Here is a 21,510-nt window from a genome sequence, read left to right on the forward strand (position 1 = left end):
CCCTGGGAAATCGCGGCAAAAGCTTGCCAAGCGGCGTTGGCTCGTCTAAAATAAATAGATATCTTCGATCATGTTTCTAACCGGTCGGTAGAAACAAATCCGCTGCCCGGAAGTCGAATTTTTCGTAAAAATGGCGAAGAGTGATGGACCATGATCCCGCGAGGAGGCGCTGAGGCATGAAGAAAATATGGCGGTGGCTGCTGACGGCGCTGGCGTTCTTCGCGGTGCCGGCCGGCGCGGAAGACAAACCGTACGTGGTCCTGGCGCTGTCCGGCGGCGGCATCAAGGGGTACGCCCACATCGGCGTGCTTCGGGAACTGGAAAAGGAAGGCGTTGGCATCGCCGGCATCGTCGGCACCAGCATGGGGGCCATCGTCGGCAGTCTCTATGCCAGCGGCAGAACGTCCGAGGAGTTGGAGCGGATTGTCATGGACGTCAATCTCGGCGAGCTGGTTACGGCGAGCGGCGGCAATTATTTCAATTTGTCCGACAAAGCTACGCGCGACATCAGCATGATCCGGCCGGAAATCTACACCGACGTTCACAACAAAGTGGCGGGGCCGCTGGGGTTCGTCGCCGGCACGAGTGTGCTCGAGTACATCGCTCAGCTGCTTTCCCACGTGACCGTGACCGATTTCCGCCGTCTGCCCATCCCGTTTGCGGCTGTCGCCACCGATCTGGTCAACGGCGAGAAAGTGGTGCTGCGCCGCGGCTCTTTGGCCTCGGCCGTGCGCGCGTCCATGTCCATTCCCGGCGTGTTCGATCCGTGGGAGATCAACGGCCGCCTGCTTGTCGACGGCGGCATGGTCTCCAACATGCCTGTGGAAACGGCCAAAGAGCTATTCCCCGGCTATCCCGTGATCGCCGTCAACCTCACCAGCGAGCTGGCGCCGCGCGAGAAGCTGAGCAGCGTGTTCGACGTGGTCGGCCAGTCCATCACCATCCTTACCATGCAGAACGTGCGCCGCGAGGCGACGCTGGCCGATCTGGTGATCAGCCCCGGCGTGAAGGAGTATCCCATCCTCGGCGCTTCGCCTGCCGCCGAGATTATCCAGCAGGGGCGCGACGCTGCCGTCAAGGCTTTGCCGCAGATCCGCGCGCTGCTGAAGAAAGCGCCGCGGCGCCCCGTGAAGGAAAAGGAGCCGGTGCCGCCCGAGCCGCCTCACGTGATGGGCGTGCACGTCGTGGGCGTGCCCGAAAAGATGGGCAAGGAAATAGAGCGGGAGCTGCTCAAGGTTTGGCTGGGACGCCCTGTTCCCATGAAGGAGATCGTCGCTGCCAGCGCCAATATTGCCAAGCGCGAGGACGTTCGCAGCGTCGATTACGATCTGCTGGATACCGAGCGCGGCGTTATCGTGCTGCTCAAGGTGCAGCGATTCCCGGCGCACCGTTATTCGCTGGGCGGCTATGCCAGCACCTACAGCGACATGGGATGGTTGGTGATCGGCAGCCGTCGTTACGATTTGTTCACGCCCGGCGACACGCTGCAGTCGAGCTTCTATCTTGGCCAGCGCTGGGGCGCGAATTTCAACTACTTCTGGGACATGGACGTGTCGCGCAGCTCCTTCTGGGAGGCGGACTTGTCGGCGTCTCATTTCAGGATCGACGCGTCCGGATCTCCGCTGGAATGGGAGCGCTACAACTTCGACGTGCAGCGCCACTTTACGCTGCACGACCGCCTGCGCCTTTCCGCCGGCGTGTCGGCGACGGCCGTGCGCCGCGTGGAAGGAGGCGAGAGCGCCAACTACGTCGCGCCTTTCCTCGAAGCGACGCTCAACCTGATGGACAATCCTGACGATCCGGTCAATGGCTGGCTGCTAAACGCCCGCTCCATGTGGTCTTCCGAGACGGGAACCATGCTGATGCGCGCGACTCTGACAGGGCGCCGCCGCATCAGCCCGAAACTCATGGCTGAGCTCCAGGGCGGCTTCACGGAAGGCGATATGGACGAAAAACGTTTGTTCAGCGCCTATCTTGGCGCCCGCGAAGAACTTTACAGCCTGGCGGAACACCCCATCGAGGCCGAGCGCTTTGCCTGGTGGCGCGCCAAGCTGCGTTATCCGCTGTCGCAGACCATATTCGGCAACGTCATCGCCGAGATCTTCGGCGGCCAGGGGTACGCCTGGGCCGACGATGGAGCCGAGATCGCCCAGCCGTGGGAAGTTGGCCTCGCGCTCTGCGCGCCGCGCCGCCTCATCGACGGCAAACTGTACGCCGTTTACACTGATCGTAAGGAATGGCGCTTCGGCGTCAGCATCGGCGTCCCCAACTGGGACGTGTTCCATCTGTTTTAAGTGAGAGAACAAAGGCCACCGCGGAGAAAACAGAGAAGCGGCGAAAAAATAAACGGATGAAAAAGATTTTTTCGTTTTTCGCCGCTTTTCCGCTCCGCCGCGGTGGATTTTGTTTTGACTTTTGATTCCACGCAGGAGGACAAGAGCGCAATGGCACGCAACATCACCCCGAGAGAACAGGATTATTCACAGTGGTATCTGGACATCATCAAGGCCGCCGAGCTGGCCGACTACGCGCCCGTGCGCGGCTGCATGGTCGTACGCCCCACGGGCTACGCGATCTGGGAGGACCTGCAGGCCAAGTTCGACAAGGCCTTCAAGGAAACGGGGCATGTCAACGCCTATTTCCCGCTGCTGATCCCTTCGTCGTTTTTGCGGAAGGAAGCCGAGCACGTCGAGGGCTTCGCCCCCGAGTGCGCGGTCGTCACTCACGCCGGCGGCGAAGAGCTGGAAGAGCCGCTCGTCATCCGCCCCACGTCCGAGACGGTCATCGGCGCGATGTACAGCAAGTGGGTGCAGTCGTGGCGCGATCTGCCCCTGCTGATCAACCAGTGGGCCAACGTGCTGCGCTGGGAAAAGCGCCCCCGCCTGTTCCTGCGCACCTCCGAGTTCCTCTGGCAGGAAGGTCACACGGCCCACGCCACGGCCGCCGAAGCCGAGGAAGAGACCGTGAAGATGCTCAACGTCTACGCCAAAATCATGAAGGAAGACATGGCGCTGCCCGTCGTCGAGGGCGTCAAGTCCGAGGGCGAACGCTTCCCCGGCGCGCTCGACACCTATACCTGCGAGACCATGGTCAGCGACACCAAGGCCCTGCAGGCCGGCACCAGCCACTTCCTCGGCCAGAACTTCGCCAAGGCGTTCAACATTCAGTTCCAGGACCAGAACGGCGCCATGCAGTACGCCTGGACCACCAGCTGGGGCGTTTCCACCCGCATGATCGGCGCCATCATCATGACCCACTCCGACAACGACGGCCTGATCCTGCCGCCCCGCGTCGCGCCCGTCAAGGCCGTGATCCTGCCGATCTCCAAGGACGACGCGACGTTCGCCGAACTCGACGCCAAGGCCCACGAGCTGGCCAATCGGCTCAATTCCGTGCTCGGGCCGCTGACCGTGCGCGTGGACGAGCAGAACCACATGCGCCCCGCCGACCGCTTCTTCTATCATTTGCAGAAAGGCGTGCCGCTGCGCCTCGAACTGGGCGAAAAGGACGCCGCCGCCGGAACCGTGCGCGCCGTGCGCCGCGACACCGGCGTCAAGGAAGATCTGAAATGGGAAACGCTGGCCGAGCGCGTGGCCGCGATCCTCGAAGACATTCAGAAGAGCCTCTACGAAAAAGCCTGCGCCTTCCGCGACGCCAACACGTACGAGGCAAGCAGCTACGACGAGCTGAAAGCGCGGCTCGAAAAGGGCGGCTGGGTCAAATGCTTCTTCGCCGGCGGCAAGGAAGACGAAAAGAGGATCAAAGAAGAAACTCAGGCCACCGTGCGCTGCTATCCCCTCGCCGAAAAAGACCGCACCGGAAAATGCGTTTACACCGGCAAAGAAGGCGCGCATCTGGCCATCTTCGCCAAATCCTACTGATGAGCACATATAGTCTGGAGGGGTTGATATGTTTAAAAAGATAACTATTACGCTGTTATTTTGTGTCTTTTTAATCGCTTTTAAAGGAAATGAAGCGAGTGCAAAAAGAATAGAGGTAAAAAAAGCATTTTTTTCAGATCTGAAAAAAGGGAAGCTTGACGTTCTTGCTTTGGCGAGAGTGCAGGGCGGAACATTAAATTTGAATTATGAAAACGAAATAATGAAAGTTGATGCCTTCCCGGTAATTGCGTGGCAAGGTTTTACATCATCTGATATCCGTCGCACGATCAATCATGCTTTTAGCGGACAGGGGGATTTTATATTTTACGCTAACGGTATGGGCTTCAGAGGCGAAGCGTACTTAGGCGGTATTGATGGAATAGCAATGAGAATAAGCAATAAAACATCTAAATTACTTTTTATTGATTTGAATAAATCAGCAATAACCGTGGGATCATATTATGGCGCGCCATTATCATCAGCAAACCGTAATCATGAAAATCCTAATGCAACATTGCCTCCATTACTCATTCCTCCTAAGGGAGAAGTGACTACAACGTTAAATCGTGCAGATTTTTATAACTCAAGTGACTTTGGTTGGACCTCAGTTTTTGAATTCCCAACGGATAAGAACATGCTGGGATATATTATTTTTGCGATAGGGGAAAAAGAAACAGAGTATATAACATTTAATTTGGACTATACAGTTCCTTTAGCAGCCTTAAAAAAATATCGTCGTAATCCCGGAGATTTAAGTTGAAATGTATATTTCAAGAAAATAAAATATGAAATATCCCTTCTATCCGTGGCAGCTGGAAGCCTGGGAAAAACTGACGGGGACGGACGGGACTCCCCTGAGCGCCGTGCTGTCGGCTCCGACCGGGGCGGGGAAGACCATGGTGGCCTACCTGTGGGCCGGCCTCGTCGACGGCGGAGGGAGGCCGCTCACCGACCGCAGCGGCTGCGACCGCGTCATCTTCACCGCGCCCATCAAGGCCCTCAGCAACGAACGCTACATGGATCTGCTCAAGATGGGCTTCGACGTCGGGCTGGAGACCGGCGACTTCAAAAAGAACGACGGCGCGCCCGTGATCTGCTGTACGCAGGAGATCTACGACCTCAAATACGCCGGCTGCGACCGCATCCGCCTGATCATCGACGAGTTCCATTACATTTTCAGCGAAAACGAGCGCAGCCGCGCCTACATCGACGGCCTGCGCAAGACCCATCCCGCCGTCCCCATCCTCGTCATGTCGGCCACCTTCGGCCAGCCGGAAGAGATCCGCGGCTACCTCGAACGCGTCATGGAGCGCGATTTCGAACTGTATCTGCTCAAGGAGCGTACTACCAGGCTGACCTATCTCAGCCACGCCCTCAGCGCCCGCGAGATCCACGACGCCTTAGTCTTTGCCTTTTCGCAGAAAGGCGTGCATCAGGTCGCCGACCTGATCGCCGCGCAGCGCATGGACATCGACAAGGACCGCAAAGCCCGTCTGCGCGACCTGGCGTGGATCCTCGAAGTGAACGTCGTGCAGAAGCACCTTTACAAAGGCGTCGGCGTCTATTACGGCCGCCTGCTGCCCAAGGAAAAACTGCTCGTCGAGCGCGCCTACCGCGAGCGCATCATCGACGTAGTCGTCGGTACCGACGCGCTGGCGCTTGGCGTCAACCTGCCGGCCGAGACCGTCGTCTTCGCCCAGACGGTCAAGTATTTCGACCGCCGGCCCCTCACCAAGACCAGCTTCAGCCAGATGGCCGGACGCGCCGGGCGCAAGGGCCTGTTCGACGAAGGTTTCGTCAGCTGGCTCGCCGATTCGCCCGTGGAATCCCGCGGCGTCGACACCGGCGAGATGTTCAAGGCGCTCGAGCGCACCGGCGACGAAAAGGCCACGATCGAGCTGTGTCCCGACTTCGGCGCCATCCTCAAAAAACGCAGCACCGTCGAAAACGAAGCCGATATCGTCGCCCGCTACTCGCTGCCCCAGCTCCGCGCCAAGACCGTGCTCGAAGAGATTCGCGACGCCGTGCGCCAGATCGATTCCAGCCTCGGCCTGCTGGCTCCCGGGCGCAAGGAAATGTTCAAGCGCATCCTCGCCGACGTGTGGTACGGCGAGATGGAGATCGACCAGAATCTGGAAATGGCCGATCTGTTCTTTCGCGGCGCCGGCAGCGGCGAAGAGTACGTCCACCCCGACGGCTTGATCGCCGCCGAGCTGTTCCAGAAGTACGAAAAGAACTTTTTGCAGGCCCTGCTGCGCGTCAAACGCTATAACAACTCGCTGCCCGACGAGTACAAGTTCAACGGTATGGACAAAGTGGAACAGGCCATCGAAGAGATCGACCCTACCGTCTTCGGCTTCGAAGACCGCATCCTCGAAATGGACAACACCGCCGTCGACCTGCCGGAAGCTGAAGTGCGCCTCGTCCCCGGCGACCGCGTGCGCCTCGAAAAGCGCCGTCGCGCCCGCAAAAAAACGCCGCCCGTCCAAAAAAACGTGCCCGAGAAGCAGGAGCCCAAACCTGCCAAAAAGCGCCGCGGGCACCGCGGCGGCCGTCGCCGCAGCGCCAAGAAGAAACAGCAGATGCAGGAAGCGCTGAACGCCGCGGAAGAGTAGCGCGTTCTTCCCGGTCCTTTTCGAATTAAACGAAACGGGCCTCCGCGTTTATGCAAACGCCGGAGAACCCGTCCCTTGATATAATAAATCGAACGCCAACTTTTCCCGATTCGCGAAAGGAGTTCTTCATGGACAACATCGTCATTCTCGACTGCGGCTCGCAGTACACCCAGCTCATCGCCCGCCGCGTGCGCGAAATGAAAGTGCACAGCGAGATCCTGCCCTGGGACGCGACGATCGAACAGATCATGTCGCGAACGCCCACCGGCCTGATCGTCTCCGGCGGCCCGCGCAGCGTGCTCGAACCCAATTCGCCCCGTCTGGCCGAGGGATTTTTCGACCTCAGGCTGCCTATCCTCGGCATCTGCTACGGCATGCAGCTGGCCGCGCTCCAGTACGGCGGGACCGTGCGCCGCTCCGCCGCGCGGGAATACGGCCGCGCAACGCTCGTCGTCACGGACGGCAAATGTCCGTTCTTCGCCGGCGTGCCCGAACGCTCGCAGGTGTGGATGAGCCACGGCGACGACGTGGAAAAAGTCCCCGCCGGTTTCGTCCCCACCGCCGTGTCCGAAGACGGCGTCGTCGCCGGCATGCGCACGCCCGACGACCACATCACCGCCGTACAGTTCCATCCCGAAGTCTCGCACACCGAAAAAGGCGCGGAACTGCTCGGCAACTTCCTGTTCAAGATCTGCGGCTGCAAGGGCGACTGGGACCTCGGCGACTGGGCCGAGAAAATGAAAGACGAGATCCGCGCCACAGTCGGCGAAGACAAAGTCATCTGCGGCCTCTCCGGCGGCGTCGATTCCTCCGTGGCCGCCGCGCTGACTGCCGCCGCCATCGGCGACCGCCTGCAGTGCATCTTCGTCAACAACGGCCTGCTCCGCGCCGGCGAAGCCGAAGAAGTGCTCGCCAGCTACCGACAGATGAAACTCAACGTCGCCTACGTCGACGCCGGCGAAAAGTTCATCAAAGGACTGGCCGGCGTCATCGACCCCGAGAAGAAGCGCAAGATCATCGGCGAGACCTTCATCCGCATCTTCGAGGAAGAAGCCCGCAAGATTAAAGGCGCCCGCTGGCTCCTTCAGGGCACGCTCTACCCCGACGTGATCGAGAGCGGCCAGCGCAAAGGCGCCGCCGTCATCAAGAGCCATCACAACGTCGGCGGCTTGCCCAAAGACATGAACCTGTCGCTGCTCGAACCCCTGCGCGAACTGTTCAAGGACGAAGGCCGCGCCGTCGGCCGCCTGCTCGGCGTGCCCGAAAACATCGTGCGCCGCCATCCCTTCCCCGGCCCCGGCCTGGCCGTGCGCTGCCTCGGCGATATTACCAAGGAAAAACTCGAGATCCTGCGCGCCGCCGACAAGATCTATCTGGAAGAGATCAACAAAGCCGGACTGTACGACGAGATCTGGCAGGCCTTCGCCGTGCTGCTGCCCGTCTACACCGTCGGCGTCATGGGCGACGAGCGCACCTACGCCCGCGTCTGCGCCCTGCGCGCCATCACCAGCCGCGACGGCATGACCGCCGAATGGTACCGCATGCCCCACGAAGTGCTGGCCCGCGCCTCCACAAGAATCTGCAACGAAGTCCGCGGCGTCAACCGCGTCGTCTACGACGTCACCAGCAAACCGCCGGCGACGGTGGAGTGGGAATAAGATGATAGCGTCCCGAGGGTGTCCAGTCATGCTGGACGGTTTCGACTGCCGTGCGGTATGCGTAACTTGCTTTGTGGATTTCCCTCGGAGTGCAGTTGTCATTCAATGTTTCAATCAAGTCAACCAATAAACAGTATGAACTAACATTGATGCTAGTTCTTCAATTGACAGATAGTGGTCTTTCTCTATATGGCAGAAACAAGTTGCCAATCTATAAGTTCAGAATGATCTTCGAATATGATTGTTGCGCTACCACGACTTAAAGTACGATGTTATCCTCCTATTTGAGGCAATGTCATCCTTCAGGTTTGATAAAGGAAATTAAGAAAAACAAGGGAATTTAAGATATGGATTACTTCAAACAAGGAACCGAACTGAGGTTGGCTATTAAAAATCTCGTATACGAATTTATGCTTAAAAATGAAGATTGCTCTAACTTGGCACAAGGAATGAAGCAGGCAGAAATTTTCCGAGCATGTGGTCTTGATTGGGGAGAATATCTTAATGCAACATCTTCAAACCAACAATATTGGGTCGTTGCGTTGCTTCGCGAACTTGAACGTGAAGGGAAAATCCAGCGTGACAACACTTCAAAACATTGGCGTCTGAAATAAATAAAAATGTCTTACCGATTTGTGAAAAATCGGTAAGACTGATTCTTATATAGTCAGCTTGACATAAAATGTTTAACGTCCTGAGGGGCCCAGTATCTCATATTAGGTTTTGTCGAAAAAACGTCATAACGTCATATTGCTCAAAGAGTCCGAAGCATTTAAACTTTAGCTGTGGAAAGGAGAAGATCTGAACTGACTGGCAGCGGATGTGGTTGAATCAAGGATATTCCGCCGTCGGCGCACCTTGAGTCAGGCAAACGCAGACGTCCGGCAAAATACGATAACGGCAAAATAATGAAAGGCTTTCTGTGGATCGCCGGAAACAGGGTGTAGTGGAAAGAGCTTCCTGAACGCTATGGTATATGGCAATGGTAGGCAGTTTATGCACGCTTCCGGCTGTGGAAACAACGGGAAATATCCGGGGACAATCCTTGACGCGACGTGAACGGGGAAAACATTTCTATTGATTCTACTTCCTGCAAGGGACACCAGGGGGCTAACGGCGAGAAAAAACAGTCGGCATATCGCCTAGGCCGTAATATGAAGGTCCATGCCATGAGAGAGGTCCTAGGCAATCCCGCGGCTTTTATGCTCTGTTCTGGTAACAACCATGATGCCCTGCATGCCGTTTTCTTTCTCCACGAGATATAGAAATCAAGGGAAGCAACGTTATCGGCGATAAATCTTATAATTCACAGGCTATCAAGGAACACATTCTTTCTCATCGGACATTTTCTCTAAGAGCAGTAACACTAGGCTGTGGTTTATAGATCACCACGTTTATAAGGTGCGGTACCTAGTCGAGTACTTCTTTCTTTGTCTTTGCTCTTCTCATTGTTACCATCGTTGTCTTGACAAAGGAATGCAAACTCTACGTTTTTTAGTAGGCTTGAAAAGTTAGGAGTTGAGGATGATTGTGAATGATCAATCCATTCAAGTTGTAAATAGTATGGACAGTGATATAAGTGATTTGCGCGAAATTAATGATTTTATATTGTCTATATTTAGAGATATTTGGGGTGCTGAATACAAGACTGCAGAAAAGTGTGAGATTTACAATGATCCTAATTCATCGTGTCCCATGTTAATGATTGAAGAAATTCCACTTAAAATTCGTTTAAAACTAACTTCATTAAAATGCTGGGCACAGGCTATTTTTCAGCTTTCCCATGAGCTTTGTCATTATATAATACGGCAACATAAATACGACAAGGATTTTATTCTTGGCTGGTTTGAAGAAATTATTTGTGAAGCTGTATCGCTCTATACATTAGAAATAGCATATAAAAAATGGAAAAGTTGTAGCCTTAGTGAACAAGGTCCTGAATATAATATTAAAATTTATGATTATTTACAAAAAGAACTAGCACAAGACGAAACAGACGCGCTAGCTAAATGTACAACTCTTCAGCTACTTGCAGAATATGAGAAGCGACATATCCATGATAGGGATTCACATAGACACGAACGTAACCGACTTTATAAGTCGATATCCATTGATTCTAAAAATATTCCGATATTATGTAAATATGCTAACTATATAAATCAGGATAAACTTACACTTGATTTTGACAGCTGGGATAAAAATTATCTATGCTTGATTTTAAAGGAGTTACGTAATATTCAGCCAGTAAGATAATGAAAAAGTAAGAAGATTTTTTGCCCTTGCCACACACATTGCCTTTTTACAAAAATAGTCATATCCCTTTGGCAGGGGCGTAAACTTTGAGATGTCCGTTTCCAATGTGGAAGAGCTTTACGATAAAGTGATAACTGCGGGGATCGAGCCGTTTAGAAGATTATCGACCAGTCGCTACAGAAGCGGGACGGAGGAGATCGTCCAGAAAGAGTTTTTGGTTCAGGATCCTGACGGGTATCTCTTGAGATTTACAGACTGACGAGAAAAGCGCATGGCTTGAAGAGCGCATGGCTTGAAGAGCGAAAAATCCTTCAGCCATGTGCTTTTTCTGTATTTGTTGAAGAGTGTCGACCTGAAAAACTGTTCCGCGGCGCTGGATATACCAGACGGGGAGCTGCAGGATGTTTTCGCGCGGGAGGTTGGGCTGGGGCATGAATCGAGGCGCCGTCCGATTTCCGCGAAAGAAACTCCTTGCGCCAGACATTTTTCGACGTTTTTGCGATCCGACAACGTCAAACGCTTTCTCAGTGCCCATCCCTTTAAAAACACGTCAGAGAAATCGCATCAAACTTAATGCACACCGAAGCTTTCAGATTAAATGCAACGATGGCTCGATATTTACATTGCAGTGACTTTGACGATTGGCTGATGTAAATATTTTGATGTAAAAACGTAAAATATTTATTGACGTATCTTGAGAGCCGGGCTATACTTGGGCCCAAAAGGAGGCTGATAAAATGTATGAGATAGCAGATTTGTTTGATATGCGCAGCGCTGTCGGAGCGAAACTCGAATCGATATTGCTTGAACGTGGTTTTACGAAAGCTGGTTTCTGCAAGGCCGCGGGCATATCGCGCCCGACTTTGGACAAGCTTTTGTCCGCAGGCATTACGAACGAGACGAATTACGAAAAACATATTACAAAGGTTCTTGACGGTTTGAAAATCTCCGCAGATATGTTAATGGGAAACAGCCCGAATCGATTCAATCAAACCCGGCTCCTGAAGCAGCTTCTTCGAGTTGACGAGAAGCAGCTGGCCGAATGTACGGGAGTATCGACGGCGCGACTGAAAGAAATTGAAGCCGGCGCAAAAGCTGAGATCTCTGAACTTCGCGACCTTGCCTATGCCTTGCGCACAGGCGTGCGGAGCCTCCTGGGGACGAATTATTTCCCACCTCAAATAGCAAGGTGGGAAGCGTCCCTTGACCGTTGCAGCGCAGGAGATGAATTAGCGGAAAACGGGTTCTGGGGGCATATGGGAATTCTCCCCTCATCTTCCGAGAAATATCTTTGGTATCCGATTACCGGAACCACGCGAAGCATGGTTTATAGTTGGCTCGGACACGGATATCTTGTCATCCCTTGCATGAATAACAAAGTTCTTTTGATCAACACAAACAATGTTGATAGAATTGTTTTACTTGACGATGGGTGTAGTGCGCCTAGTTCATGCACCTGGGATTCGTCTGTCGACGAAGGTGATGTTCCGCCAGTCGTCTACGAGTCATTGAGTGACTACACGTATTACGAAGAGACCAAAGAAAAAATACCGGAAAAACTTATCTCTCCAAATCTGTGCGAAGTGATGGCCAGTTACGTCGAGAAAGATGACGCTACAAGTGACGCATTATTATCTGAGGAAGCAGTCTGCCGCTACGTCGACGGCAAAACAGAGCAGTATAACATCGATTTTGGTCAAGAGCAATCCTTGAGTTTTGAAATCTCATTGATCTACGAACTCGGCGATGAAGCTTCTGACGAACGTTTTTTGTTCTTCCATGATAACGATGGCGCAGAGAATTTTCTAAATAAAGAAAAGATATCGATTCTTGAACTTCCGCTGTTTAATATAGAAGAGACTATTTGCAAAGAGCAGGAAGAGGAGCTCGCAGAATAAAACGAGATATATAAAGGAGCGACAGCAAGATCATACTGCTGTCGCTCCTTTATTTTTTGATGCTGAGAAAACTGTGCGCGTGCAAAGAAATTGAAATATTGGGGCGGAAACATGCAAAGATCACGTTCACATGTTGCTGAGCGTTCCGCCCAAATAAGCATATCGCAGGTGATGGGTAGTTGAAAGGTAAAAGCAGCCTGATGATTTACGAGAAGTACGCGAATCTGAAGTACGAATATGCAATCGTCATTTTGGGCGCCGCGGGGATTACGCAAACGCGGCAGGACGCACCAAAGAGGCAGCCTGTGAGAGGTGCACGGCTGACGGGGTGCTCGATGAGCCTCCGGGCTTGACCTGTGTGATTACCGCCGGCCGGCCATCGCTTCGACGTCTCCGAGCCAGGCGTCGATAGAGCTTGTCACGTTGCAGAGATGACCGTCGCGGATGTCGGCTTTGGGGGCTGACGCCCGCAGGCTCTCGACGCTCTCGTGGATCGAACTGCCGCCGCTGGTGGCAAAGGGCAGGATGGTTTTGCCGTCGAGGTTGTGGGCGTCGAGGAAGGAGCGGATGGGCATCGGTTCCACGAACCACCAGATCGGATAGCCCAGCAGGATCAGGTCGTAGTCTCCGATGCCGGGCACGGAGGCGGTCAGCGGGGGATGGATGTTTTCGGCTTTTTCCTTTTTGGCCTGAGCCACGGTGTCGCTGTAACCGGCGGGGTAGGGCGTTTCGGTGCGGATCTCGAAGATGTCGCCGCCGATTTTTTCATGAATGGCGCGGGCTGCCGCGCGCGTGTTGCCGCCCCAGGAGAAATACGCGACGAGAATCTTCTTGCCGTTTTTGGCGGTCGTGCCGAGCACGTCTTTTTCCGCGGCGGTGGCGTCTACGCGCGCGCGGCTCGTGTGCAGCCAGCCGACGACGGATTCCCATTTCCACGCGGCGGCGCCGGTGGCGACGAGCACCAGCGCCAGCAGGACCATCATCAGTTTTTTCATCGGGATCACCTCATTTGCAAGATCGCGGCCTATGGCCGCTGTGATGATATCGTCACTATAACACATGGATCAGGCTTCATGGCGTGGGGGATTTTGCATCCCGTCCGTCTTTTGAGCGGCGCTTCTTTTTGCGGGGAGCTCCTGCTAAAATGATCCTGAAACGTCGGCAGGCGTTTTCGGCGTGCGGAAGAAAAGCCGCTGCCGCAGCGGTCTTCGCAAAATGAAAAACGGCGCGCACAAATAAAAGGAGTGGCCAAAATGAGCAGGACAACGAAAAAGATTCTCGTGACCGTGATGCCCGTCACGGAAGAACACAAGACGTGGTTGGAGGAGCAGGCCGAGGGCGGAAATTTCGACTGCCGGTTCGTCTATAAAGAGAGCGGTCTGAGCGCCGCCGATCTGGAAGACGTGAACGTCGTCATCGGCAACCTGCCGCCGGAGCTGGCCAAAGACGCGCCGAAGCTCGAGTGGCTGCAGCTCAATTCCGCCGGCGCCGATCCCTACGCATCCCCCGGCGCGCTTCCCCCGGGCTGCCGGCTCACCAGCGCTTCGGGCGCTTACGGGCTGACCGTGTCGGAGCACATGCTGGCGCTGACGTTCGCGCTGGTGCGCCGCCTCGGGCAGTACGCGCTCAATCAGGCGCGGCGCGAGTGGAGCGCGCGCGGCAAGATCATCTCCGTGGAAGGGGCGACGATCCTCGTCCTCGGGCTGGGCGACATCGGCGGCTCTTACGCGCGCAAGGCGCACGCGCTGGGCGCTCACGTCATCGGCGTGCGCCGCCGCGTCGGCGAGAAGCCGGATTATCTCGACGAACTGCACGCCATCGACGAGCTCGACTCCCTGCTGCCCCGCGCCGACATCGTCGCCATGGTTCTGCCTGGCGGCGCCGCGACGGAACACCTCATGGACGAGCGCCGCCTCGGCCTGATGAAAAAGGGCGCTTTCCTCATCAACGTCGGCCGCGGCAGCGCCGTCGACCCGAAGGCGCTGAAAAAGGCGCTGCGCGCCAGGCATCTCGGCGGCGCGGCTCTGGACGTGACGGAGCCGGAACCGCTGCCCGCCGACGACGAGCTGTGGGGTTTCGACAACGTCATCATCACGCCGCACGTGGCCGGATTCTTTTATCTGCCCGAAACGCTGAACCGCATCGTGCGCATCGCCGGGGACAACCTGCGCGCCTGGACGCGCGGCGAGCCGAGGACCCATGTTGTCGACGTGAAAAAAGACTCTTGAACGCGAAACGGCGCGGCCGCCCGTGAAAAATTTTTCATGAGCGGCCGCGCCGTTTGTTTTGTACTCGTAGGAAAAAAAGCTACCAAGCCGGCATGTAGCGCTGCCGGCCGCGCCGCTCGCGCTGCAGCGATTCCCTCGTGACCACGTGATTTTCGGCGAGAAATCCGCTGGAAACGGTGCCGGCCGTCAGAAAGTCGTCCATGGCGTGGATAACGCCGAGCGCGACATCGTCCCCGCGGGGGCCGACGGTGGCCGTCATGTCGCCGGTTTTGACGGAGAACTCCGCCGAGGGAATGCGGTCCGCTCCGCCGACGGGAACGGCGATCCCGTGAGAATGGAGGACGTCGAGCGCTCCCAGCGCCATCAAGTCGTTGGCGCAGAACACGGCGTCGGGCTCCCACTCGAGAACATGGAACATGGCCTTCTGGCCGCCTTCGCGGGTAAAATCGCTCCAGACCGTGCGCTTTTCCACGCCTGGAAAGCCGCTCAGCGCGGCGAGAGCTCCGGCGACGCGGCTGCGGCTCTGCCGGGCCCGCTGCGGTCCGCCGATACAGCAGAAGCGGCGCAGCTTCCGCGCGTGCCTGAGCAGCTCCTGCGTGCAGGCCTTTCCCTGCTCCTGATAATCGCAGAGCGACAGCGGCTGGTATTTGGAAAGAGAGCGGGCCAGCTTCGGATCGCTCATCGGCCCCAAATCGAAGACGACGGTGCGGCTGCGCGAGGCGGCCGCCGCCTGGGCGACGGCGGTCTCGTCGAGCGGATTGACGAGGAGCGCGTCGAATCCTTTGCGCAGCAGCGTTTTGCACAGATCGGCCTGCGCCGCCGGATCGAGCGCGTCTTCGGGAAAGAAGATCTGCGCGTGAAAGGGCGACTCGGGCAGATAGCGACGATACCACAGAATCTGTTCCTGCCAGAACGGATTGTCCTGATCGCCCAGGAGAATTCCCAGTTCATAAGCCATAAACGTTCACGCCTTTCTCGCCGATCGAAGCAGGCGCGCCGGAATGTCCATGCGCGCGAAGCCTTTCGGAATCGTTTCAATCTATAATCATCATAAAGAATATTACTAAATTTTATTTATATCATCTGCATATCCGCATCAGGTTTAAAAAAGATGGCGCGCGAAAATTCGTCTTTCTAACGAAAAACCTTCCGCGCCGCTCCGAAACCGGCGCGCTGGAAAGCCCGCTTGGCCTTCCGCCGAGAGCGTACCAAAAGCGGAACGCCGGACATTGTTCCCGGCCGTTGAAGTCGGGGCGCGCAAGATGTTATACTGACCTGCACAGGATAAGCGCGAGGAGAGTGAAGCATGAGCTATATAACGACTTACGGCGGCATCCATTTCGACCCGCTGGCGCCGCGGCCGGAACAGATTCTGGCGGAAGACATCGCCCACGCCCTGTCGCTGATCTGCCGCGGCAACGGACACGTGCGGCGTTTTTACTCGGTGGCGCAGCACAGTCTGGCCTGTTCATACGAAGCGGAAGTTCGCGGCTTTTCGGCGCGCGTTCAGCTGGCCTGCCTGCTTCACGATGCGGCCGAAGCGTACCTGTCGGACGTGACGCGCCCCATGAAAGCGCTGATGCCGCAGCTTCGCGCCGCCGAGGAGCGCCTGCTCGACGTCATCTGGCGCAGATTCCTCGACGAGGCGCCGGACGAGAGCGAGCGGGCGTTGGTCTTTGAGATCGACGACGACATGCTCAGCTACGAGTTTCACGTTCTCATGCCCGAGGATATTTCCGAACGCTGGCGCAAAATCCGCTGTGCCGTCGATACCCGCTGGGAAGAACCGGAGATCGCGGCGGCGCGCTTCGAGAAGCGGCTGCGCGAACTTTCCCCCACGGTCCCGGAATAAGGGCGGCATTTCTCGAAGCGACGTTTTCGTGGAGAGGGACACGACGCGGCAGGACGCGGAAAAAAACGCGCGGCATTTCCAATCCGTTTTCGAGCGCCTGTGCCGGAGACGATTTCTCCGGCAATGCCGGGAACGCCTCTGCGCCGTGGAGATCTCTCCCTTTTGGGGCTTGCCTCGTGATGTATAATGACGGCGGGGAAACGGAGTTTTGTTCGATATTTTGCTATTACGGGGGGATTTATCATGGATTACAAAGAAGTGCTGGAAACGGCGCGCAAAGTTCTGGCGCCCAAGTGCCGCGTCTGCCCGGTGTGCGACGGGCGCGCCTGCCGCGGCGAGGTGCCCGGCGTGGGCGGCAAGGGGACCGGCGCCACGTTCGTGCGCAACGTCGCCGCGCTCGCGGAAGTGAAGCTCGTGCTCGACACGCTCTACGCCGATCGCGGCCAGGACACGAGCTGCGAGTTCTTTGGACGCGCGTTCGCCATGCCCGTGTTCGCCGCGCCGATCGGCGGCATGAAGCTCAATTACGCTTCCGACCTCGGCGAGGGCGCCAACGGCGAGCGCGTCGTCAAAGGAGCTCACGCCGCCGGCAGCGCCGCCTTCACCGGCGATTCGCCCGACGAAGCCTTTTACGGCCCGCTGGAGGCGATCAAGGCGCTGGACGGCTGGGGCGTGCCCACCATCAAACCCTGGGCTATGAAGCAGGCGCTCGCGCGCATGGCCGACGCCGTCGCCGCCGGCGCGATGGCCGTGGCCATGGACGTGGACGCGGCCGGACTGGTCAACGTGAAGCTGCGCGGCGAATCCGTCTATCCCAAGAGCGTCGCCGATCTGCGCGTCCTCGTCGAAGCCGCGGGGAAAACGCCGTTCATCGTCAAGGGCGTCATGTCCGCCAAAGGCGCGCTCAAAGCCCTCGAAGCCGGGTGCTACGGTATCGTCGTCTCCAATCACGGCGGCCGCGTGCTCGACCACGCTCAATCCACCGTGGAGGTCCTGCCCGAGATCGCGCAGGCCGTGAACGGCCGCATGAAAATTTTCGTCGACGGCGGCGTCAGAAGCGGCGTCGATGTCTTCAAAATGCTGGCGCTGGGCGCGGACGCCGTGCTGATCGGACGCCCCGTCACCATGTCGGCCTTCGGCGGCGGCGCCGAAGGCGTGGAGATCTATCTGAAGAAAATCCAGTCCGAGCTTGCGGGGACCATGCTCATGACCGGCGCGGCCACGCTCGCCGAGATCGGCCGCGACATGGTGCGCGTGCCCGCGTATTTTTAGGCGAAGCGCGCCGGAGACGGCCGCCGGAAAAAGGCGAAAACGAAAAAAACGAGGCAAGGCGATCATAACGAAACGCCCGGCGGTTGCTGAACCGCCGGGCGTTTTTTATGCGGATGTTCCACGTGGAACATTGGCGAACGATCGCTACTCTTCGACTGTGAAAGAACCGTTTCTCCCGATCCGCGCCTGAAAATCGCTGAAATCGCCGATATGGGTGTAGAGTCCGCGCTCTTTCTGCGTGGCGATGCGGCCGCGGTAGGCTTTTGTGCCGCCGGTCGCGCGCAGGCTCGCGAGCGCGTCGTGCATGGCTTTCATGGAAGCGCGGATCAGCGTCTGCGGGAACTTGACGAGTTTGAATCCCATGTCCGCCAGCTGGTCGACGGTGAAGTCCTCGTTGACGGTGCCTTCGACGACGCTCGTACAGACGGGAAAGGGCAGGGCGGCGATGCGCTTCATGTCCTCGGCCTTGGGCGGCACGGTGATGAAAATCATGTCCGCTCCGGCGTTACGATAGATCTGGGCGCGGCGCAGCGCCTCGTCGAAGCCGAGCGACTTGGCCGCGTCGGTGCGGGCGATCACGAAGAAATCGGGATTGGAACGCGCGGCGAACACGGCGCGCAGACGTTCCACCATTTCCTCGGCGCTGACCACGGCCGTGTTGCTGTAATAGGCGCACATCTTCGGGAAAACCTGATCCTCGATCTGGATGCCGGCGATGTCCAGGGCCTCGTACTCGCGCACCATGCGGTAGATGGGCAGCGTGCCGCCGTACCCCGTGTCGGCGTCGACGATCATCGGGATCGTCGTGGCGCCGAGGATATTGAGAAAGTTGTTGCGCAGTTCGCCGTAGGAGAGGATGCCCACGTCGGCGCTGCCCAGTTCGAGATTTGACATGGACGACCCGCTGACGACCACGGCCTCGAAGCCGGCGTCCTCCACCATGCGGGCGCCAAGCGCGTCGCCTGCGGCAGGCGCGACGACGACCCGATTGTTTCTGAAGAGATCGCGCAAGACCGCGGCTCGTGATTTTTTACTGTACATACAGGGATTCCTCCTTGGACGATCAGATGTGATGCACGTGAAATAAAATCGGCCCTTTCAGGCTTCGTCGCGAATCTGAAAGGGCCTTTTCTTTTTTTTTCACCGCATGCGGCAAAGCTTGAATCAGCTCTTCTGTCCGTAAAGTTTCAGCGCGTTCTCGCTCAGCACCATGCGGGCGCTGGCTTTCGCCTGGCGTTCGGAAAGCAGGCCGTCTTCCGCGAACTGTTTCATGACGCGCGCCAGCGCTTTCTTGGCAATGAAGGCGGCGAGCCAGACCATTTCGGCGTACCAGTGCTGCCCCGTGCCGAGCATGATCTTGTCGTGCGGCGTGATCGAAAGCGCGTCTTCGAGGCAGCGCGCGAACAGCAGCGGCTGCCAGGGCAGCGTCTGGCTCAGGTCGAGGTACACGTTGGGGAAATTGCAGGCCATGATGGCGGCGTTGCGCGTGAACGGAAAACTCTGGTGCAGGAAAACGATTTTTGCATGGAAGAAACGTTTTTCCTTGAGGAACGGAGCCATCAGGATCGGATCGACCTGATAGAAGTCGGTGCGATTTTTGAATCCCGTGCTGCCGGAATGAAGATGCAATGGTACGTTCAAATCCTGACAGATCGTGAGAATATGGGGGAACATGGCGTGATACACCGTGTCGACGGCTTCTTTTTTGCCGGCTTTCGCGGCGGCGAGGGCTTTTTCCGCCTCCTGCGCCGTTATGTTGCGCACGGCCATGCCGCCGAACTTTTCGCCGATATGGCCTTTGAGTCCGGCAAACCCCTGCCGAACCGCGTCGTTAATACTTTGCAGCACTTGATCCAACAGCGCTTTGTAAGAATCCGCCGTTTGGAGCTGTCCGGTAAATACGTTCTCATACTGAAACAGCCGATTCACGCGGCAGGGGAAGCACATCGTGTCGCGGTGTCCCATGGGCAGCTCGCAGTCGAGCGTGCAGCCGCAGACCTTTTGGTCAGCGTAGAGCATGCGCGTGTAGCCGCGCAATTCCTCGGGCGTTTTCGTGCAACTGTTGCGGAAGGCCACGACGCCTTGCAGCGACTCTTCGCAGCCGAATCGGTGCGACATGACGTGAACCAGCGTCTGCACGACACTCTGGTACGGCATGTGGCTGAACGCTGCGGCAGACGGACAGGGATTCCCCGCGCCGTCTTCGGCGTCGCGCACGCCGTGATAGTAGTTGAGCGCAAACTCTTCGGCCGTGACGGATGTCCTGTCCATAAACAGACGGTGCGTGTGGTTGTCATAGAAGGCTTCGTGGCTGAAGTCGAAATCCGCCATCGGGGAAGCCTCCGCTTTAAGCCGCGGCCTTGCGGCGAGAGCTGATCCACTTGGAGATGTAGGGGAACAGCACGCCGAGGATCGTCAGAGCGATGAAGAACTTGTTCAGACCGCCGGCGAAGAAAATATCCATGGAGCCGCGGGACATCTGCATGGTGCGGCGCAGGTTGCCCTCCACCAGTTCGCCGAGAACGAAGCCGAGCACCGTGGCCGCCGGCGCGAACCCCAGTTCCTTCATGACGAAACCGATCAGGCCGAAGACCAGCACGAGAATGACGGAGTAAATGTTGTTGGTCGTGGAGAACGCGCCGATGAAGGCGAACAGCATGATGGCCGAGGTGAGATAAATCTTCTTGATGGAGGTGATATACACGCAGGGACGGAGCATCATCAGCCCCACGAAGAGCAGCACGATCTGCGCCACGAACATGCTGGCCATCAGGCCATAGGGGACAGCCGGCTGATTGATGAACAGCATCGGGCCGCAAGAGATGCCCGCCAGGCTGAATCCCACCATGAGAATGGCTGTCGAATTCGAGCCGGGAATGCCGAGCGCCAGCAGCGGAATCAGGCCGCCGGCGGGGACGCCGTTGTTGGCCGACTCGGGAGCGGCGACGCCGCGGATGTCGCCAGTGCCGAACGTCTCATTGTTCTTGCAGAACATCTTCGTCTCGGAATACCCGATCCACGAGGCGATCGTGGCCCCTGCGCCGGGCAGAGCGCCGACCACGGATCCCATGGCGCCGCAGGCCAGAACGATGGGAGTGACGCCGGCGAGCTCCTTCTTGCTGGGGTAGGTCATCTTGATCCTGTCCTTGATGACGTTGAAAATCTCGCCCGAAAAAATCTGGCGGAACACCTCGCTCAGGGCGAACAGCCCGACCAGCACGGGAATCAGGTCAAGCCCCTCGGAAAGCCGGAACACGCCAAACGTGAAACGCTGCGTCGACGTGAACTTGTCCATGCCGATGATGGCGAGGAACAGGCCGAACGCGGCGGAGATGATGCCTTTCATGGGATCCTTGCCGGACACGGCGCCGACGATGGAAAGCCCCATCATGGCCATCCAGAAGTATTGGCTGGGTCCGAACTTCAGAGCGAAACGCGCCAGCGGCAGCGTGGAAAACACCAGAATGACGACCGAAACCAACCCGCCAACGACTCCGGCATACAGCGAAATGCACAGTGCTTTGCCGCCCAGCCCCTTGCGCTGCATCTCGTAACCGTCGAGCACTGTGGCCGCCGCGGCGCCCGTGCCGGGCGTCTTGATCAGAATGGCGGGAATCGAGCCGCCGTACTCCGCTCCCACGTAAACGGCCGCCAGCATGGGCAGCGAATGTGCGGGATCCATGCCGAACGTAAGCGGCAGCAACAGCGACATGGCCACCGAGGCGGAAATGCCGGGAATGGCGCCGCCGATGATGCCCCAGATGACGCCGAAAGCGATGTACATGATGTTGAGAGGCGTCGCGGCCTGCATCAGCCCCTGACCGAAAAGAGTCAACATGAGAAAAACCTCCTT

17 protein-coding genes are annotated in these 21,510 nt (G+C 57.3%); 11 read left to right on the top strand and 6 right to left on the bottom strand.

Annotated features, from left to right (window positions below; translation table 11 throughout):
• Window positions 1-176 precede the first annotated feature (176 nt).
• The 7 genes from HMPREF7215_RS12435 to HMPREF7215_RS13235 all read left to right on the top strand — a co-directional run bounded on the left by HMPREF7215_RS12435 (window position 177) and on the right by HMPREF7215_RS13235 (window position 10,407).
• On the top strand, window positions 177-2,294 hold the full coding sequence (locus HMPREF7215_RS12435) for a patatin-like phospholipase family protein (RefSeq protein ID WP_009165038.1): 2,118 nt from the start codon (window positions 177-179) through the stop codon (window positions 2,292-2,294).
• Between the two features lie 150 nt (window positions 2,295-2,444).
• Complete coding sequence (gene proS / locus HMPREF7215_RS06930) at window positions 2,445-3,881, top strand: proline--tRNA ligase (protein WP_009165040.1); 1,437 nt, start codon at window positions 2,445-2,447, stop codon at window positions 3,879-3,881.
• A 28-nt stretch (window positions 3,882-3,909) separates the two neighbouring features.
• Window positions 3,910-4,641: a hypothetical protein gene (locus HMPREF7215_RS13230; protein ID WP_009165041.1), complete on the top strand. Its 732-nt coding sequence runs from the start codon at window positions 3,910-3,912 to the stop codon at window positions 4,639-4,641.
• Window positions 4,642-4,666: 25 nt separating this feature from the next.
• Complete coding sequence (locus HMPREF7215_RS06935; RefSeq protein WP_009165042.1) at window positions 4,667-6,496, top strand: DEAD/DEAH box helicase; 1,830 nt, start codon at window positions 4,667-4,669, stop codon at window positions 6,494-6,496.
• Between the two features lie 128 nt (window positions 6,497-6,624).
• The gene (gene guaA, locus HMPREF7215_RS06940; RefSeq protein ID WP_009165043.1) at window positions 6,625-8,154 is read left to right on the top strand and encodes a glutamine-hydrolyzing GMP synthase; all 1,530 of its coding nucleotides are present in this window, start codon (window positions 6,625-6,627) and stop codon (window positions 8,152-8,154) included.
• A 347-nt stretch (window positions 8,155-8,501) separates the two neighbouring features.
• Entirely contained in the window at window positions 8,502-8,768 is a 267-nt protein-coding gene (locus tag HMPREF7215_RS12820; RefSeq protein WP_083798284.1) for a hypothetical protein, read from the top strand.
• A gap of 910 nt (window positions 8,769-9,678) precedes the next feature.
• Window positions 9,679-10,407 carry a hypothetical protein gene (locus HMPREF7215_RS13235; protein ID WP_009165044.1) on the top strand — a complete coding sequence of 243 codons (729 nt, stop codon included), beginning with the start codon at window positions 9,679-9,681 and terminating at the stop codon, window positions 10,405-10,407.
• A gap of 219 nt (window positions 10,408-10,626) precedes the next feature.
• On the opposite strand, the gene HMPREF7215_RS14065 is transcribed toward HMPREF7215_RS13235, so the two are convergent.
• The gene (locus HMPREF7215_RS14065) at window positions 10,627-10,956 is read right to left on the bottom strand and encodes a helix-turn-helix domain-containing protein (RefSeq protein ID WP_156797472.1); all 330 of its coding nucleotides are present in this window, start codon (window positions 10,954-10,956) and stop codon (window positions 10,627-10,629) included.
• A 188-nt stretch (window positions 10,957-11,144) separates the two neighbouring features.
• On the opposite strand from HMPREF7215_RS14065, the gene HMPREF7215_RS12440 reads away from it, so the two are divergent.
• On the top strand, window positions 11,145-12,305 hold the full coding sequence (locus HMPREF7215_RS12440) for a helix-turn-helix domain-containing protein (RefSeq protein ID WP_009165047.1): 1,161 nt from the start codon (window positions 11,145-11,147) through the stop codon (window positions 12,303-12,305).
• A 362-nt stretch (window positions 12,306-12,667) separates the two neighbouring features.
• Here the strand turns inward: HMPREF7215_RS12440 and HMPREF7215_RS06955 are convergent, their stop codons facing one another.
• Complete coding sequence (locus HMPREF7215_RS06955) at window positions 12,668-13,300, bottom strand: flavodoxin (RefSeq protein ID WP_009165048.1); 633 nt, start codon at window positions 13,298-13,300, stop codon at window positions 12,668-12,670.
• Between the two features lie 258 nt (window positions 13,301-13,558).
• Here HMPREF7215_RS06955 and HMPREF7215_RS06960 point away from each other — a divergent pair, with 258 nt between their 5' ends.
• Window positions 13,559-14,533 carry a D-2-hydroxyacid dehydrogenase gene (locus HMPREF7215_RS06960; protein WP_009165049.1) on the top strand — a complete coding sequence of 325 codons (975 nt, stop codon included), beginning with the start codon at window positions 13,559-13,561 and terminating at the stop codon, window positions 14,531-14,533.
• Between the two features lie 79 nt (window positions 14,534-14,612).
• Here HMPREF7215_RS06960 and HMPREF7215_RS12445 read toward each other — a convergent pair whose 3' ends face one another.
• Window positions 14,613-15,491 (bottom strand): sugar ABC transporter substrate-binding protein, encoded by an 879-nt coding sequence (locus HMPREF7215_RS12445; RefSeq protein WP_009165050.1) that lies wholly within the window; start codon window positions 15,489-15,491, stop codon window positions 14,613-14,615.
• Window positions 15,492-15,839: 348 nt separating this feature from the next.
• Here HMPREF7215_RS12445 and HMPREF7215_RS06970 point away from each other — a divergent pair, with 348 nt between their 5' ends.
• A complete protein-coding gene (locus HMPREF7215_RS06970) occupies window positions 15,840-16,385 on the top strand; it encodes a phosphohydrolase (RefSeq protein WP_009165051.1) in 546 nt (181 codons plus the stop codon).
• A 243-nt stretch (window positions 16,386-16,628) separates the two neighbouring features.
• On the top strand, window positions 16,629-17,657 hold the full coding sequence (locus HMPREF7215_RS06975; protein WP_040550811.1) for an alpha-hydroxy-acid oxidizing protein: 1,029 nt from the start codon (window positions 16,629-16,631) through the stop codon (window positions 17,655-17,657).
• A 144-nt stretch (window positions 17,658-17,801) separates the two neighbouring features.
• Here the strand turns inward: HMPREF7215_RS06975 and HMPREF7215_RS06980 are convergent, their stop codons facing one another.
• From HMPREF7215_RS06980 to HMPREF7215_RS06990, 3 genes are all read right to left on the bottom strand, one after another.
• Window positions 17,802-18,698, bottom strand: a complete 897-nt coding sequence (locus HMPREF7215_RS06980) for an isocitrate lyase/PEP mutase family protein (protein ID WP_009165054.1) — start codon at window positions 18,696-18,698, stop codon at window positions 17,802-17,804.
• Window positions 18,699-18,821: 123 nt separating this feature from the next.
• The gene (locus HMPREF7215_RS06985) at window positions 18,822-19,988 is read right to left on the bottom strand and encodes an amidohydrolase family protein (protein WP_009165055.1); all 1,167 of its coding nucleotides are present in this window, start codon (window positions 19,986-19,988) and stop codon (window positions 18,822-18,824) included.
• Between the two features lie 16 nt (window positions 19,989-20,004).
• The gene (locus tag HMPREF7215_RS06990; RefSeq protein WP_009165056.1) at window positions 20,005-21,495 is read right to left on the bottom strand and encodes a tripartite tricarboxylate transporter permease; all 1,491 of its coding nucleotides are present in this window, start codon (window positions 21,493-21,495) and stop codon (window positions 20,005-20,007) included.
• Window positions 21,496-21,510: the final 15 nt, after the last annotated feature.

The sequence above is a fragment of the Pyramidobacter piscolens W5455 genome, assembly GCF_000177335.1.
GTDB lineage: Bacteria > Synergistota > Synergistia > Synergistales > Dethiosulfovibrionaceae > Pyramidobacter > Pyramidobacter piscolens.

Coding starts and splice junctions, on each gene's coding strand:
- HMPREF7215_RS12435 (WP_009165038.1), top strand. CDS start 177: ATGAAGAAAATATGGCGGTGGCTGCTGACGGCGCTGGCGTTCTTCGCG.
- proS (WP_009165040.1), top strand. CDS start 2,445: ATGGCACGCAACATCACCCCGAGAGAACAGGATTATTCACAGTGGTAT.
- HMPREF7215_RS13230 (WP_009165041.1), top strand. CDS start 3,910: ATGTTTAAAAAGATAACTATTACGCTGTTATTTTGTGTCTTTTTAATC.
- HMPREF7215_RS06935 (WP_009165042.1), top strand. CDS start 4,667: ATGAAATATCCCTTCTATCCGTGGCAGCTGGAAGCCTGGGAAAAACTG.
- guaA (WP_009165043.1), top strand. CDS start 6,625: ATGGACAACATCGTCATTCTCGACTGCGGCTCGCAGTACACCCAGCTC.
- HMPREF7215_RS12820 (WP_083798284.1), top strand. CDS start 8,502: ATGGATTACTTCAAACAAGGAACCGAACTGAGGTTGGCTATTAAAAAT.
- HMPREF7215_RS13235 (WP_009165044.1), top strand. CDS start 9,679: ATGATTGTGAATGATCAATCCATTCAAGTTGTAAATAGTATGGACAGT.
- HMPREF7215_RS12440 (WP_009165047.1), top strand. CDS start 11,145: ATGTATGAGATAGCAGATTTGTTTGATATGCGCAGCGCTGTCGGAGCG.
- HMPREF7215_RS06955 (WP_009165048.1), bottom strand. CDS start 13,300: ATGAAAAAACTGATGATGGTCCTGCTGGCGCTGGTGCTCGTCGCCACC.
- HMPREF7215_RS06960 (WP_009165049.1), top strand. CDS start 13,559: ATGAGCAGGACAACGAAAAAGATTCTCGTGACCGTGATGCCCGTCACG.
- HMPREF7215_RS12445 (WP_009165050.1), bottom strand. CDS start 15,491: ATGGCTTATGAACTGGGAATTCTCCTGGGCGATCAGGACAATCCGTTC.
- HMPREF7215_RS06970 (WP_009165051.1), top strand. CDS start 15,840: ATGAGCTATATAACGACTTACGGCGGCATCCATTTCGACCCGCTGGCG.
- HMPREF7215_RS06975 (WP_040550811.1), top strand. CDS start 16,629: ATGGATTACAAAGAAGTGCTGGAAACGGCGCGCAAAGTTCTGGCGCCC.
- HMPREF7215_RS06980 (WP_009165054.1), bottom strand. CDS start 18,698: ATGTACAGTAAAAAATCACGAGCCGCGGTCTTGCGCGATCTCTTCAGA.
- HMPREF7215_RS06985 (WP_009165055.1), bottom strand. CDS start 19,988: ATGGCGGATTTCGACTTCAGCCACGAAGCCTTCTATGACAACCACACG.
- HMPREF7215_RS06990 (WP_009165056.1), bottom strand. CDS start 21,495: ATGTTGACTCTTTTCGGTCAGGGGCTGATGCAGGCCGCGACGCCTCTC.